Source organism: Candidatus Kaistella beijingensis (genome assembly GCF_020084865.1).
GTDB classification, from domain to species: Bacteria; Bacteroidota; Bacteroidia; order Flavobacteriales; family Weeksellaceae; genus Kaistella; species Kaistella beijingensis.
In genome coordinates this window covers 1,917,613-1,932,078 of the sequence record NZ_CP071953.1, presented here as the reverse complement: position 1 = coordinate 1,932,078, position 14,466 = coordinate 1,917,613, and the positions used below count along the sequence as shown (strand labels likewise).

Annotated in this window: 12 protein-coding genes; 10 read left to right on the top strand and 2 right to left on the bottom strand. The window is 36.4% G+C overall.

The features are described 5' to 3' along the window. The 3 genes from ybeY (at position 1) to J4771_RS08985 (ending at position 3,403) form a co-directional block, all read left to right on the top strand. Complete coding sequence (gene ybeY, locus J4771_RS08995) at positions 1-420, top strand: rRNA maturation RNase YbeY (RefSeq protein ID WP_224134657.1); 420 nt, start codon at positions 1-3, stop codon at positions 418-420. A 209-nt stretch (positions 421-629) separates the two neighbouring features. Then, on the top strand, positions 630-2,489 hold the full coding sequence (mnmG, locus tag J4771_RS08990) for a tRNA uridine-5-carboxymethylaminomethyl(34) synthesis enzyme MnmG (protein WP_224134655.1): 1,860 nt from the start codon (positions 630-632) through the stop codon (positions 2,487-2,489). 95 nt (positions 2,490-2,584) lie between these two features. After that, positions 2,585-3,403 (top strand): class I SAM-dependent methyltransferase, encoded by an 819-nt coding sequence (locus J4771_RS08985; RefSeq protein WP_224134653.1) that lies wholly within the window; start codon positions 2,585-2,587, stop codon positions 3,401-3,403. A gap of 220 nt (positions 3,404-3,623) precedes the next feature. Here the strand turns inward: J4771_RS08985 and J4771_RS08980 are convergent, their stop codons facing one another. Then, on the bottom strand, positions 3,624-4,814 hold the full coding sequence (locus J4771_RS08980) for a phosphoglycerate kinase (protein ID WP_224134651.1): 1,191 nt from the start codon (positions 4,812-4,814) through the stop codon (positions 3,624-3,626). Positions 4,815-5,563: 749 nt separating this feature from the next. On the opposite strand from J4771_RS08980, the gene rpiB reads away from it, so the two are divergent. The 7 genes from rpiB (at position 5,564) to tsaB (ending at position 11,900) form a co-directional block, all read left to right on the top strand. After that, positions 5,564-5,995, top strand: coding sequence for a ribose 5-phosphate isomerase B (gene rpiB, locus J4771_RS08975; protein WP_224134648.1), 432 nt, complete (start codon positions 5,564-5,566; stop codon positions 5,993-5,995). A 97-nt stretch (positions 5,996-6,092) separates the two neighbouring features. After that, on the top strand, positions 6,093-8,246 hold the full coding sequence (rnr, locus tag J4771_RS08970) for a ribonuclease R (protein WP_224134646.1): 2,154 nt from the start codon (positions 6,093-6,095) through the stop codon (positions 8,244-8,246). Positions 8,247-8,304: 58 nt separating this feature from the next. Then, positions 8,305-8,988 (top strand): LysE family translocator, encoded by a 684-nt coding sequence (locus tag J4771_RS08965; protein ID WP_224134644.1) that lies wholly within the window; start codon positions 8,305-8,307, stop codon positions 8,986-8,988. Next, on the top strand, positions 8,985-9,914 hold the full coding sequence (locus J4771_RS08960; protein ID WP_224134643.1) for a S66 peptidase family protein: 930 nt from the start codon (positions 8,985-8,987) through the stop codon (positions 9,912-9,914). Before J4771_RS08965 ends, J4771_RS08960 begins: the two co-directional genes overlap by 4 nt. Before the next feature lie 42 nt (positions 9,915-9,956). Beyond that, complete coding sequence (locus tag J4771_RS08955) at positions 9,957-10,328, top strand: YraN family protein (protein ID WP_224134642.1); 372 nt, start codon at positions 9,957-9,959, stop codon at positions 10,326-10,328. A gap of 45 nt (positions 10,329-10,373) precedes the next feature. Then, positions 10,374-11,123, top strand: a complete 750-nt coding sequence (locus tag J4771_RS08950) for an SDR family NAD(P)-dependent oxidoreductase (protein ID WP_224134641.1) — start codon at positions 10,374-10,376, stop codon at positions 11,121-11,123. Positions 11,124-11,219: 96 nt separating this feature from the next. Continuing rightward, positions 11,220-11,900: a tRNA (adenosine(37)-N6)-threonylcarbamoyltransferase complex dimerization subunit type 1 TsaB gene (gene tsaB / locus J4771_RS08945; RefSeq protein ID WP_224134639.1), complete on the top strand. Its 681-nt coding sequence runs from the start codon at positions 11,220-11,222 to the stop codon at positions 11,898-11,900. Positions 11,901-11,910: 10 nt separating this feature from the next. Here the strand turns inward: tsaB and porW are convergent, their stop codons facing one another. Then, on the bottom strand, positions 11,911-14,391 hold the full coding sequence (gene porW, locus J4771_RS08940) for a type IX secretion system periplasmic lipoprotein PorW/SprE (RefSeq protein ID WP_224134638.1): 2,481 nt from the start codon (positions 14,389-14,391) through the stop codon (positions 11,911-11,913). Between the last annotated feature and the right edge of the window lie 75 nt (positions 14,392-14,466).

Sequence of the window (14,466 nt, the reverse complement as noted above, 5' to 3'; positions counted from 1 at the left end):
ATGATACAGTTCTTTTTCGAAAATATTGATGAAATCCCTATTTCTACAGCAACCATTTCGTGGTTAGAAGACGTCATCAAAACAGAAAACAAAAAACTAGGAGAAATCAATTACATTTTTTGCGATGATGAATATCTCTTAAAAGTAAATCAAGATTTCTTAGACCACGATTATTACACCGACATCATCACTTTTGATTATGTTAAAGGAAAAACTATTTCGGGAGATATTTTCGTATCTTTGCCGCGCATTTCTGATAATGCCAAAACTTTGGTAAGAGACTTTAATTCAGAGTTTCACAGGGTTTTAGCACACGGAATTCTTCACTTAATGGGTTACAAAGACAAGACGGAAGAAGAAATTACAGTAATGCGACAAAAAGAAGATTTTTATTTGAATGTCTTTGCGAACGATATGTAATGAAGTGATGCAATCTCTAATATTTTTATTAAGAGCTATTTCCAGCTTTCCGCTATATCTTTAGTTCCGCTTCGCTGCACAAAAGGATGCCGCTTCAATCGGGGCTAGTTTTGAGCAGAACTTCTAATTAAATCTTCACAATGTTTCACGTGAAACATTTCTTTGTCAAACTTCTAATTTTTTGACAAAGTTTATAATTTGAAAAAAATATGATTAACGAAATATACGACGTCATCGTTGTTGGAGCAGGACACGCCGGTTGCGAAGCAGCAGCTGCAGCAGCAAATTTAGGTTCAAAAACTTTGCTTGTCACCATGAATATGCAAACCATTGGACAAATGAGCTGCAATCCTGCAATGGGCGGAATCGCAAAAGGACAAATTGTTCGAGAAATCGATGCAATGGGAGGTTATTCAGGAATTGTTGCGGACAAATCTGCAATCCAGTTCAAAATGTTGAACCTTTCCAAAGGACCTGCGATGTGGTCTCCAAGAACGCAAAATGACAGAATGATGTTCGCAGAAGAATGGAGAATTGCTCTTGAAAATACACCAAATCTGGATTTTTTCCAAGATATGGTGAAAAGTTTAATCATTGAAAATAATAAAGTTGCAGGAGTTGTTACCTCTTTGGGAATACAAATCAAAGCAAAATCTGTAGTTCTTACCAACGGAACATTTCTAAACGGCTTAATTCACGTTGGAGACAAACAATTAGGTGGTGGAAGAATGGGTGAACCCAGAGCTTTTGGAATTACCGAACAATTGGTTTCATTAGGTTTTGAAGCAGGAAGAATGAAAACCGGGACTCCACCAAGAGTCGACGGAAGAAGCCTGGATTACTCCAAAATGGAAGAACAGAAAGGCGACGAAAATCCTGGTAAATTTTCATATTTAGATTCTCCGAAACTTCAAAAACAATTAAGTTGTCACATTGTTTACACCAACGAGACAGTCCATGAAGTTTTACGTGAAGGATTCGATAGAAGTCCGATGTTTAATGGAACCATTCAAAGTTTAGGTCCAAGATATTGTCCAAGTATTGAAGATAAAATTAACCGTTTTGCTGAGAGAAACCGCCATCAATTGTTCGTAGAACCTGAAGGTTGGAGAACGGTAGAAATTTACGTCAACGGATTCAGCTCATCTCTCCCGGAGGAAGTTCAAGTTAAAGCGATGAAACATATTCCAGGCTTTGAAAATGTTAAAGTTTTTCGACCAGGTTATGCCATTGAATATGACTACTTCCCTCCTACTCAATTGAATCACACTTTAGAAACCAAATTGATTGAAAACCTCTATTTTGCAGGACAAATCAATGGAACTACAGGGTACGAAGAAGCTGCAGGACAAGGTTTAATTGCAGGAATTAATGCCCATAATAAAGTTCACGGAAAAGAAGAATTCATCCTTAATCGTGATGAAGCATATATCGGAGTTTTAATTGATGATTTAATTACCAAAGGAACGGAAGAACCTTACAGAATGTTTACTTCCCGTGCTGAATATCGCTTACTTTTACGGCAAGATAATGCAGATATTCGTTTGACTGAAAAAGCGTACAATCTAGGTTTAGCCAAAGAAGAACGTTTAAGAAAAGTGGAAGAAAAAATTGCAAAAAGTAACGAACTGGAAGCTTTCTTGAGAGATACTTCCTTAAAACCAGGAGTCATCAATCCAGTCCTTGAAAGTATTGAATCCTCTCCTGTTGACCAAGCTTATCGTGCAGCTCAGATATTAACTAGACCAAACATGACTTTAGAGAAATTGGAAGAAATTGATTTCATCAAAGTAGGAACAGAAAACTATTCTGACGAAGTAAAAGAACAGGCAGAAATCAACGTAAAATATCGTGGCTATATCGAAAAAGAAAAAGAAAACGTTTCCAAGCTACTCCGTTTAGAAACCATTCAAATCCCTGAAGATTTTGATTATAATACATTGAAATCATTATCAGCAGAAGCAAAACAGAAGTTCATGAAAATTCGTCCTAAAACCATCGCACAGGCAGGAAGAATCAGTGGAGTTTCTCCTGCGGATATTAATGTTTTATTAATTTATTTAAAGTAATGTTTCACGTGAAACAATCTTTAGTTTGAAATTATTTATTTGAAATTCCAAAAGCAGTCAATTTCAAATTTCAAACCTCAAATCTCAAATCAATAATGAGAATAAAAGACCACTTTCTTACCCAGGAAGATTTCGAAATTATAGAAACTGAAACGAAGGGAATTTTCAGAACGGTTCCACTTCCTGCAAATCTTGACAAATATTACGAGAGTCAAGATTATATTTCGCATCATCAAGATTCGGGTTCTTTGAAAGAAAAACTTTACAAATTTTTACAAGTCTTTAATTTAAGCTATAAAAAAAATATTCTAAAAGATCTCATTGGAACCGAAAAAAAGGTTCTTGATTACGGATGCGGCGCAGGGGAATTTGTAAAATATATTGAAAAAGATTTTCACACTTTCGGATTTGAGCCAAACGAATCAGCAAGAAATGCCGCTTTAAAAAAAGTTTCAAAAACCAAAATTGTTGTAGATACTTCTGAAATAGAGAACAACAGTTTAGATGCGATTACTTTATGGCATGTCTTTGAACATATTGATAATCAAGAAGATATCTTAAATATTTTTTATAATAAATTGAAAACCAACGGTTTATTGATTATTGCTGTTCCCAATCACACTTCAGATGATGCAAAACGCTATAACGAATTTTGGGCAGCATACGATGTTCCACGTCATGTTTATCATTTTTCAAAAGCGGGTATGGAAAAATTAATGAACAATGAAAAATGGCAACTCAAAAAAATCAAACCACTCCTACTCGATTCGTTCTATATTTCTATGTTGAGCGAAAAGTATAAAAAATCAACCCTATTTTGGCTTAAAGGAATGATTTACGGACTAATTTCAAACATAAAGGCCTTAAAAAACGACGAATTTTCTAGTTTGATATACATTATCGAAAAAAAATAGTTTTTGAATTTTTGGGCAGTTTCTGAAGGTCAAATTTTGATCAAAAATCCCAAATTTTTAATTTTTTTGTATTTCAAATTTTTAAATATTAAAAAGAATTCCTTCTTTTTCAAAAATTTCACCTCAAAAATAATTTACTATCAAATTTCCTGATCTTCTTAATAAAAAAGGTTTCCAAAATATTGGAAACTTTTTATCTAAACTAAAGTTTTAGTTTTACTTAATTATTTATGGCCGCAACTCCCGGAAGTTCCATTCCTTCGAGGCTTTCAAGCATTGCGCCACCCCCTGTAGAAACATAACTTACCTTATCATCATAACCAAACTGCTTCACGAACGCAACAGAATCACCTCCCCCAACAAGAGAAAATGCTCCTAATTTGGTAGCTTCGGCAATACTGTCACCTAAAGCAACAGTTCCTGCAGAGAAATTCGGCATTTCAAAAACACCAATTGGCCCGTTCCACAAAATGGTTCGCGAATTCAAAATCACATCATTGAACAAATCTCTTGATTTTGGACCTGCATCCATTCCCATCCAACCTTCAGGAATATCATAAATATCCGCCTCTCTCCTATCTGCATCATTGTTGAATTCATCTGCAATGATAGTATCTACAGGCAAATAAACTTTTACATTTTGAGCTTTAGCTTTCTCCAAAATTTCCAAAGCAAGATTTTGTTTATCTTCTTCCAAAAGCGAATTCCCAATTTGTCCGCCTAAAGCTTTAATAAAGGTAAACGCCATTCCTCCACCGATAATCAAATTATCAATCGCAGGTAGAATATTTTCAATAATGGTAATCTTTGTAGAAACTTTAGAACCTCCAAGAATCGCAGTGACAGGTTTTTCACCACTTTTCAAGACTTTGTCAATTGCTTCCAATTCTTTCGCCATCAATAAACCGAAAAACTTAGTTGATGGAAAAAATTGTGCAATAACAGCTGTTGAAGCATGTTCTCTATGCGCTGTTCCAAATGCGTCGTTCACATAAGCATCCGCATATTTTGAAAGTTTTTCTGCAAAATCTTTATCGCCTGCTTCTTCTTCATTATAAAATCTTAAATTTTCCAACAGAAGAATTTCTCCGGGTTTTAGATTTCCCGTCATGTTCAAGGCATCTTCTCCCATGCAATCAGGGCAGAATTTCACTTCGCTACCCAGAACTTTTTCAATTTCAGGAACAATATTCTTCAGAGAAAATTCTTCCGACACCTTCCCTTTTGGTCTTCCCAAATGCGTCATTAAAATCACAGAACCTCCATCATTCAAAATCTTATCAACGGTAGGTTTCACTGCCTGAATTCGAGTATTGTCGGTCACTTTCAAGTCTGCACTTTGCGGCACATTGAAGTCCACACGAACTAAAGCCTTTTTATCTTTAAAGTCAAAATCCTTAATAGTTTTCATAAAAAAATCACTGTTTTTAAGTTTCACAAATTTAAGATTAAATCGCACGATTAAAAATTAATTTTCATTTAAAATTCCACAAACTGCCGAAACTCATTTTCTCAACACTATTTTCTTTCTTTAAAAAAATAAAAATGAATAGTGTTGTTGTAGCACCCGTTTTTGTGGAGAACTAAATTGCTTTATTTCGTCACATTTAGTTCAAACAAAGTTCATAGGTAATTCACATTTTAAAACGTTGATTCTTAATCTACTTTAACATTTATCAACAATTGTCAATAACTCTTGTGCAATACATTTATTGAGAAACCGACTATGAAGAACTTCATCATTTCGACACCACAACTTGCAAAAAATATTTGCAAGAAAATCCAAAAACAATTTCCAATATGAATTTAATATGAATAAAAAAAGAGAATCTTTCACAAACTTATCCACACCATTTCGGGGTTATCTTCACAAGTATTGTTCAAAATTTTTTGGGCGTGTCCCTCTCCTAGCTAAACCTTAAAGGTTTGATCAACCTATAAGGTTTCGCCACTTCTCGGGTCGGGCTTTTCACTGCAATTCCTCGCTCCATCGCTGAATCCAACGCTTGCTGTGGGATTTCCGTTGCAATCCCTCACGTGAATTACGTTCCCAAAATTAAAATATCGCTACAAATTTGAGATTTAAGATTTAATCAAACAATTTTTATTTTAATAATCCTAAATTTGTGAGAGTTCAAAAATCAAATCTAATAGTAAAAAATGAAAAAAATAGCCATTGCTTGCGACCATGCGGGATTCGAGTACAAAGAATATCTTAAAAAGCAGCTTTCTGAAAAATACGAAATCACCGATTACGGAACCAATTCTCCCGATTCTGTTGATTATCCCGATTTCGTACATCCTGCCGCAACTTCCGTAGAAAACGGAGAAAACGAAATGGGAATCCTTATTTGCGGAAGCGGACAAGGCGTTCAATTATCCGCCAACAAACATCAGAAAATCCGTTGCGCTCTTGTTTGGATGCCTGAATTGGCAGAACTTTCAAGACAGCACAATAATTGCAATATGGTAGCAATTCCTGCAAGATTCATCGCCAAAGAACTCGCCCTGGAAATTGTAGAAAAATTTTTAGAAACCGCTTTCGAAGGCGGAAGACACGAAAAAAGGGTGGAGAAAATTTCTTTTTGCTAGAATTTTCCAAAATTAATAGAAATCTTCCTTTGCCTAAATAACAAATAAATCGCATAGAACTTTTGTGACTTTTGCGGTTAAAAAATCAAAATAGTATATGCCAAGAAAATCAAAATTCATATCTCATAAAAACAATCACAAACTCCAAGAAATTGGGCGTTTGATTTTGCGTTTTATGAACGAGAAATCCTCTAAAATCTATAACTACAAACAGATTGCAGACGGAATCGACTATAAAAATCCGCGTCAAAGAGAACAGGTGATTCAAGCGCTTCACAAACTTATTGCAGACGATAGAATTAAGGAGGTAGAAAAAGGAAAATATATTGTAAACCTCAAGATTGAAGGTACTTTAACCGGTGTCATCGATTTTAACCAAACAGGAAACGCTTATGTAAAAGTGGAGGGATTGGATGAAGACATTTTCGTTCATTCCAAAAACGTGAAACATGCCTTACAGGGCGATACCGTTCTCATTGTGACCTATCATTTCAAGGGAAAAAAATTAGAAGGTTCTGTTCTAGAAGTTTTGGAGAGAAGCCGCGAAGAATTTGTGGGAACTTTTCAACTCATTAAGCACAAGGATTTTGGTTTTGTAGTAATTGATAAAAAGTCGATCAACACGGATATTTTCATTCCAAAAGGAAAAATGTTGGACGCAAATGACGGCGACAAAGTCTTGGTAAAAATGTTGCGTTGGGATTCTAATTCTAAAAATCCTGAAGGTGAAATCATCAAAGTTCTTGGAGCTCCCGGTGAACATGAAACCGAAATCCACTCCATTCTTGCAGAATACGGTTTACCTTACAGTTTCCCTGAAGAAGTGGAAAAAGAAGCCAACGAAATCGACCGACAAATCCACGACAGCGAAGTGGCGAAACGCCGCGATATGCGAAATATCCTCACTTTCACGATTGACCCGAAAGATGCAAAGGATTTCGACGACGCACTTTCCATCAGAAAACTTCAAAACGGAAATTGGGAAATCGGAGTTCACATCGCCGATGTTTCCCATTATGTAACGCCCGGAACTTCGCTTGATGACGAAGCTTACGATCGCGCAACTTCCGTTTATTTGGTGGATAGAGTAGTGCCGATGTTGCCCGAAGTTTTGAGCAACGATGTTTGTTCGCTTCGTCCGAATGAAGATAAATTCACGTTTTCAGCGGTTTTTGAATTGGATGATAACGCCAATGTCCTCAATCAATGGTTTGGAAGAACGGTAACTCATTCCGACCGAAGATTTACCTATGAAGAAGCGCAGGAAAGAATTGAAACAAAACAAGGCGATTTAGCTGAAGAAATTTTAACGCTTGATCGACTCGCAAAAATTTTAAGAAAAGACAGAATCAACAAAGGTGCAATTACTTTTGATAGAAGTGAAGTTCGCTTCAATCTTGATGAAAACAATGAACCAATCGGCGTTTACTTTAAAATCAGCAAAGATTCTAATCATTTAATTGAGGAATTCATGCTGTTAGCCAACCGTAAAGTTTCGGAATTTATCTCGTTGAACGGAAAAGGAGAACGAACCAATCTCACTTTTATTTACCGTGTTCACGACGATCCGGATCCAGTAAAATTGGAAGCGTTGAGAGAATTTGTAGGAACTTTCGGCTATCAAATGAACTTGGCGAATACCAAAAAAGTGGCAGAATCTTTAAACAAACTTTTGAAAGATGTTAAAGGAAAAGGTGAGGAAAACATGATTGAAACTTTGGCGATGCGTTCCATGAGTAAAGCGGTTTATTCCACCGAACCAATAGGACATTACGGACTTGGTTTTGAATTTTACACCCATTTTACCTCGCCGATTAGAAGATATCCCGATTTGATTGCACACCGACTTTTACAACATTATTTAGACGGCGGAAAATCAGTTAGCCAACAGGAATACGAGGAAAAATGCAAACACTGCAGCAACATGGAGCGACTTGCAGCCGACGCCGAAAGAGATTCCATCAAATTCATGCAGGTTAAATTTATGGAGAAACATGTGGGAGAAGTATTTACAGGCGTTATTTCCGGAGTTGCAGAGTTTGGATTTTGGGTTCAAATTCCCGAAAACGGAGCAGAAGGACTCATCAAATTACGTGATTTAATGGATGATTCCTATATGTTCGACGCCAAAAATCATTTGGTTTACGGAACAAGAACAGGAAACCAATATCAATTGGGCGACAAAGTGAAAATCAAAGTGATGAAGGCGAATCTCATTCAAAAACAGCTGGATTTTAAGATAGTGGAATAGAAAACGTATTTTTGTAAAACATAAATTTTCGAAGAAGTAGAAATTTTACAAAAAATCTATGTTTGAACTCATATTTTCTGCAGTCGGTTTAGGAATTATGTTGAGCCTTGTTTTCATAGGTCCGATTTTTTTCCTGCTGATTGAAACCAGTTTTTCTCGTGGGCCGAAACATGCACTTGCTCTTGATTTAGGCGTGGTTTTAGCGGATGTTTTGTGTATTTCCGCATCCTACTTTGCTAGTGGTGATTTGGTTGATATTATAGATAAACATCCCGGTTTTTACAGGATTACTGCTTTCATCGTATTTATTTATGCGCTTTATATGATTGTTTCCCGTACAAAAATGCACCTTCGCGGCGAAGAGAAAATCATCAATCAAAATTACGTAAAGACTTTCCTGAACGGTTTCCTGTTTAATATCCTTAATATTGGAGTTGTACTTTTTTGGTTGGTGACCGTGATTTCGGTACGAAACGCATATCCTGAAACAGAAGATTTTCTATTTTATATGGCATTGGTTGTAGGAACCTATTTAGTCATTGATTTCTTAAAAATTATGCTTGCAAAGCAGTTTCACGATAAACTGAATCAGCGCGTTGCCAATTTAATCCGCAGAAGTGTGGGAGTAATTTTGGTGTTTTTCAGTATTTTTATTTTCCTGCAGAGTTTTAAAAAATTCAATCAGTTCGATAAAAAATTGGAAGAAGCAGAGAAAACCGAACAAAAACAGATGAAGAAATGAAGGAAATAATTTTCCCAAAATCATTAAAAAAAGGCGACAAAATTGCCATCATTTCACCTGCAGGTTCTGTGGAAGAATCGCAATTGGAAAAAGGATTGAAACTTATTGAATCCAAAGGATTTGAACCCGTTTTAGGAAAGAATCTTTACACTAAATTTTCCAACGGTTACAATTATGCAGGAACCGAAAAAGAACGTATTTCCGACTTGAATTGGGCTTTAAATAATGAAGAAATTTCTGCAATCTGGGCTTCAAGAGGAGGTTATGGTTGTCAACATTTGTTACGACATTTAAAACTTTCAAAATTCAGAAAAAATCCAAAATGGTATATTGGATATTCCGATAACACGGTAATTCAGAGTTATTTATTGAAGAACGGTTTTGCTTCCATTCACGGACAAACCGTAAAAACTTCAAGTTTTGGAGTAACTGATCAAAGTTACGATTTGACTTTTGATATTTTAAAAGGAAAATTCCCTAAATACAAAATAGAAAACAATTCTTTTAATAAAAAGGGTAGAGTACAAGGTGAATTGGTTGGTGGAAATTTGGCGCTGATTTATGCACTTTTAGGAACAAACTATTCTTTTAATTTTAAAGACAAAATCCTTTTCATAGAAGACATAGGCGAAAATTTTTACGCTTTAGACCGAATGTTGATGTCGCTTGATTTGGCGGGAGTTTTTAGAAAAATCAAAGGTTTGATTGTGGGTGGAATGACGAATATGGGCGATGAAAAAGACAATAAAAACTTCGGAGAAAGTTTCGATGAATTTGCCTATAAAATCATTTCCGAAAGAATTTCAAAGTATGATTTTCCAACGATTTTCGGATTTCCTAACGGACATATTCATGATAACCGTCCTTTATTGATTGGCGGAACTGTGAAGATGGAGGTTGAGGAAAAGGTTAAGGTTGAGTTTTAGAAACTTTGTACTTGAAACCTGAAACTTGAAACAAAATGTCTTATGGCTGAACACAACGAATTCGGAAAACTTGCAGAAGATTTAGCCGCAGATTTTCTAGCCAAAAAAGGATACAAGATTTTGGTGAGAAACTTTCGGTTTCAACACCATGAAATTGATATTGTTTCTGAATTTCAAGATTTAATCGTGGTTACAGAAGTGAAGGCAAGAAGTTACGATACTTTAATCGAGCCACAAGAAGCCGTGAATAAAAGGAAAATAAAATCCGTCGTTCAAACCGCAGATTTTTTCATGACCGATAATCAAATCGACAAGGAAGTACGTTTCGATATCATCACCGTTCTTCCCGATAAAACAGGAGCACTTCAAATCACCCATATTGAAGACGCTTTCCAAAGTTTTGATGCGAATTAAAGGACCATTGTCACATTATTACATTGCAGAATTGCTACAATAAATATGAAAACAGCACTCATTACAGGCGCAACTTCCGGAATCGGAAAAGCCACCGCAGAATTACTTGCAAAAAACAGTTATAGAATTATACTTTGTGGCAGAAGAAAGGAAGTTTTAGAACAGATAAAAACAGAACTTTCCGCTTTCACCGAAACTTTTAGTTTAAGCTTTGACCAAAGAAATTTTTCAGAGGTAGAAACCGCTATAAATTCTCTTCCCGAAAGCTGGAAAAATATTGATGTACTCATCAACAACGCAGGAAATGCACATGGTTTAGAACCTTTATCAGAAGGAAATTTAGAAGATTGGGACGCCATGATGGACGGAAATGTAAAGGGACTTCTTTACGTTTCGAAATTAATTATTCCCGGAATGAAGGAAAGAAAATCGGGACACATCGTCAATATTTCCTCAGTTGCAGCGCGACAAACTTATGCAAATGGAGTAGTGTATTGCGCCTCCAAAAGAGCGGTTGACGTTATTTCTGAAGGAATGAGACTGGAACTCACAGAATTTGGAATTAAAGTCACCAATATCCAACCCGGAGCGGTGGAAACCGATTTCTCAAAAGTTCGTTTCAAAGGAGATGTAGAACGCGCAAAAACCGTTTACGCAGGTTATGAAGCTTTAAAAGCAGAAGATATTGCAGATGCTATTTATTATTGTGTGAATGCGCCAAACCGTGTCGCGATCTCTGATTTAACAATATATCCAAGTGCCCAAAGCGAACCGAGAACGATTTATCGTAATTAATTTGAAAATAAATCAATTTGAAAATTTGAAAATGCAATCAACTATCTTTGCAAAAATTTTTAAATTAGTATATTCTCAAATTTTCAAATTGAAACAATGAAAATCCTCCACCTCGAAACCTCGTCTAAAAACTGTTCCGTCGCTATTTCGGATGGCGAAAAATTATTGTGTCTGTGCGAAGAAGTTGCCGATAATTATAAACAGTCGGAATCGCTGCATACGTTTGTAGAATGGGCTTTAGAAGGTGCGGAAATTTCCCTCAAAGATTTGGATGCAGTCTCTCTTGGAAAAGGACCTGGTTCTTATACGGGATTGAGAATTGGAGCAGCATCTGCGAAAGGATTTTGTTACGGATTAAAGATTCCACTAATTGCGGTAAATTCTTTAGAAACAATGATTGAACCGTTTTTAAGCCAAAATTTTGATTTCATCATTCCATTAATCGATGCTCGTAGAATGGAGGTTTATTGCGCAGTTTTCGATGGAAATTCAGGCGAAATAATTTCCGAAACGGAGGCGAAAATTTTGGATGAAAACTCGTTTCAGGAATTTGCAGCAAAGAAAGTGCTTTTCGTTGGTGATGGTGCAAATAAGGCAAAAGAAATCGTATCACTCCCAAATGCCGAATTCAATGAAAACATTTATCCTTCAGCAAATTATTTAATAAAGAAATCAGTCGAAAAATTTAACCAAAAAGATTTTGAGGATGTCGCCTACTTCGAACCGTTTTATTTAAAAGATTTCCAGGGAGTTAAGAAAAAGAAAAGCGAAGAATAATGTTCGCTTTTTATTTTATTTTAGGCTCTTCTTGAACTTTTTTAATATTTTGCGGCGTTCCAAATCCTGTTGAAACCGGAACGGGAGATCCAGGAACCGAAGGTCGATTCGAACCTTGTGGCGGACTTTGTGGACCATCTGCAGGAGCCTGCGTTTGTTGAACCACTTGCGGATTTTCATTAATGACATTTCCCTCATCATCCGTTTTTTCGATGGTAAGATCACTTTTCAGATATTTAAGCATTTCTCTTGCCTTTTCGCCCTCTAAAGTTTTCGCATAGTTCAGGGCAATCTGCTCCAACTGTAAAATCATGATCTCTTTTCCGGCAGTTTTTCCAGAGTTAAACGCATTCAGTAAGGCAAACTTCGGAACCAAAGCATCTTTAGGATATTTTTCTAGCGAAGCCTCAATTAGAGCTTTGCTTTCTTCATATTTTTCTTTAGAATATAAATCGAAAGCTTCTGAATAGGCTTTTTCAACCTCTTCTGAAGATTTGGAGAAGGAAGTGTTTTTAGGATTTTTCACGAACTCTGCGTAAGAAGTGTAAGGAAAATCACTGAGGATTTTTTGTTTTGCCCTTTCTGCTGCTTCCGGATTTTTCTCGTAATTCATCACAAAAATCTGGTATAATGCAGGAAGTTCAACTTCTTCCACAGGCTTGTTATCCACCAAATCATAGAGTGTTTTTGTGGCCAGTTTGGTGTCGGAAAAATAGGCGTCATACATTCTTCCCAAACCTAAACTTGCGGTGTCTCTGGCCTTTTTTAAAGCTAGAATTTCATCGGTATTTGTCGGAATTTTTTCGATGTAAAAGCTGGTTTCTAATCTTCTCGGATCTGGTGCAGAAGTAACCCCCATTGCTTCGTTTTTTAAATCTTCAAGAGACGTGCTTCTTGCGGAAGTTCTCCAGTTATCACTTAATGAGCGGTTTCCCCAAATTTGTTTAAAGGTAGATTCTCCTTTAGAAACGGTACCTTGATTGGCAAAATAAAAACCACCTTTATTTCCCCCTGAAAAATCTTGAAAACCAACGGTATTTGAAGCAAATATAGAGTTTGCGGAGTAATCACCGGTGTCGAATCCTTTGCTTCTTTCTGCGCGTCTTTTCTCCAACTCTTCCTTTGCTTCTTTTGCCTTAATCCCGTCAATGAGCTTGTTGAAGTAAGCGATTCGCTCGCTCTCCGGCATTTTAGTTAGTGCAAGAATACTGTCATTTTTCTTAACCAGATAATAATTTGCAGAAACTTCCTTTATATTTTTGGACTGTTCTTCCAACAAAACTTTTGAAGGTTGATAAGTCATCACTGCAAGTGCCGAATCATAATAGGCGCCCGCTGAAAGGTAATCGCTCTCTTCAAAGTAAGTTTTCCCGATTTCATAATAATTCAAACCACGAATTTGAGGATCGGAAATTTTTTCTTTCAGGGATTGGGCGAAAAACGCTTTTGCGTCATCTTTTTTCCCTGCTTTATTCGCCATTAAACCCAGCGCATAATAGAATTCATTTTTTCTGGAAGCATAAGTCCCTTTTTTGCTGATTTTTTCCAGGTACTCTTTTGCCCCTTCGTAATCATCGCCTTTTCCGTTGAATGTTTTTGCAATTTCAACTTGCGACTTTACTTCAAACTCAAAATTATTCGCATACCTATAGGCGGAAACAAAACTTTCTCTGGCTTCCTCATTTCTCCCCAGATTAGCTAAAATTTGTCCTCTAAGAAATGCGATTCTGCTTCGTAGTTTTCGGTTTTTATTTACAGCAAAAGCGTCCTCAAGTTCATTTACCGCCTCTTCTTTTTTCCCTGCATGAAGCAACATTTCAGCGTAGTACACGGAAAGCAATTTTTTGTAATCTTTCTTAAGGTCGTCGTTTTTCAGATCTGCAAAAACTTCTTCAGCTCGGTTATAATCTTCCATTTTAGAGTAAGCCAAACCCTGATAAATTTTTGCCAAAGGAAGCCTCTTATCCTTCCTCATATTCGAGAAAATGTAGTTTAGGCCATCCAAAGCCTCCAATGGTTTGCCTTGGTAAAGGCGCGATTGTGCCAACAAAATATTGGCGTCGAAAATTTTCTTGTTTTTTTCTTCACCAGCTTTCAAAACCGAATATTTGGCACTTGCTTTCAAGGCTTTTGCCTCCGAAATTTCCAGGATTGACGCGCCATTTTTTGGACTTGTGTTTTCGAAACTGTTGGGTGGCATTCCCGGCGCACCAGGACGCCCCGAATCTTCAGCAAAAAAAGAACTGGCCTGCAAATCGGTCCCCAATGGTTGTTCATCATAGGTCAGCAATTGGATGTAGGGATCATAAAAATTATCCTTATGTGATTTATCGCGCGTTTTCAACTCGGTCTGCAAAGCATCTTTACTGTTAAAAAGTGTGTTGTAGTAAGAGAAAAATCCTTTCATAAATGAGGAATCGTTCGTTTTCTTCCGCGATGAGCAGGAATTGACGACCGTGATTGCCAAAAGGAAAAGTATAGTTTTTTTCATTATGCTGTAATAACTTTCAAACCGGCAATTTATTGTAGAAAAGCCAGTTAATTTCTGTAAAAATAAAGAATTTTT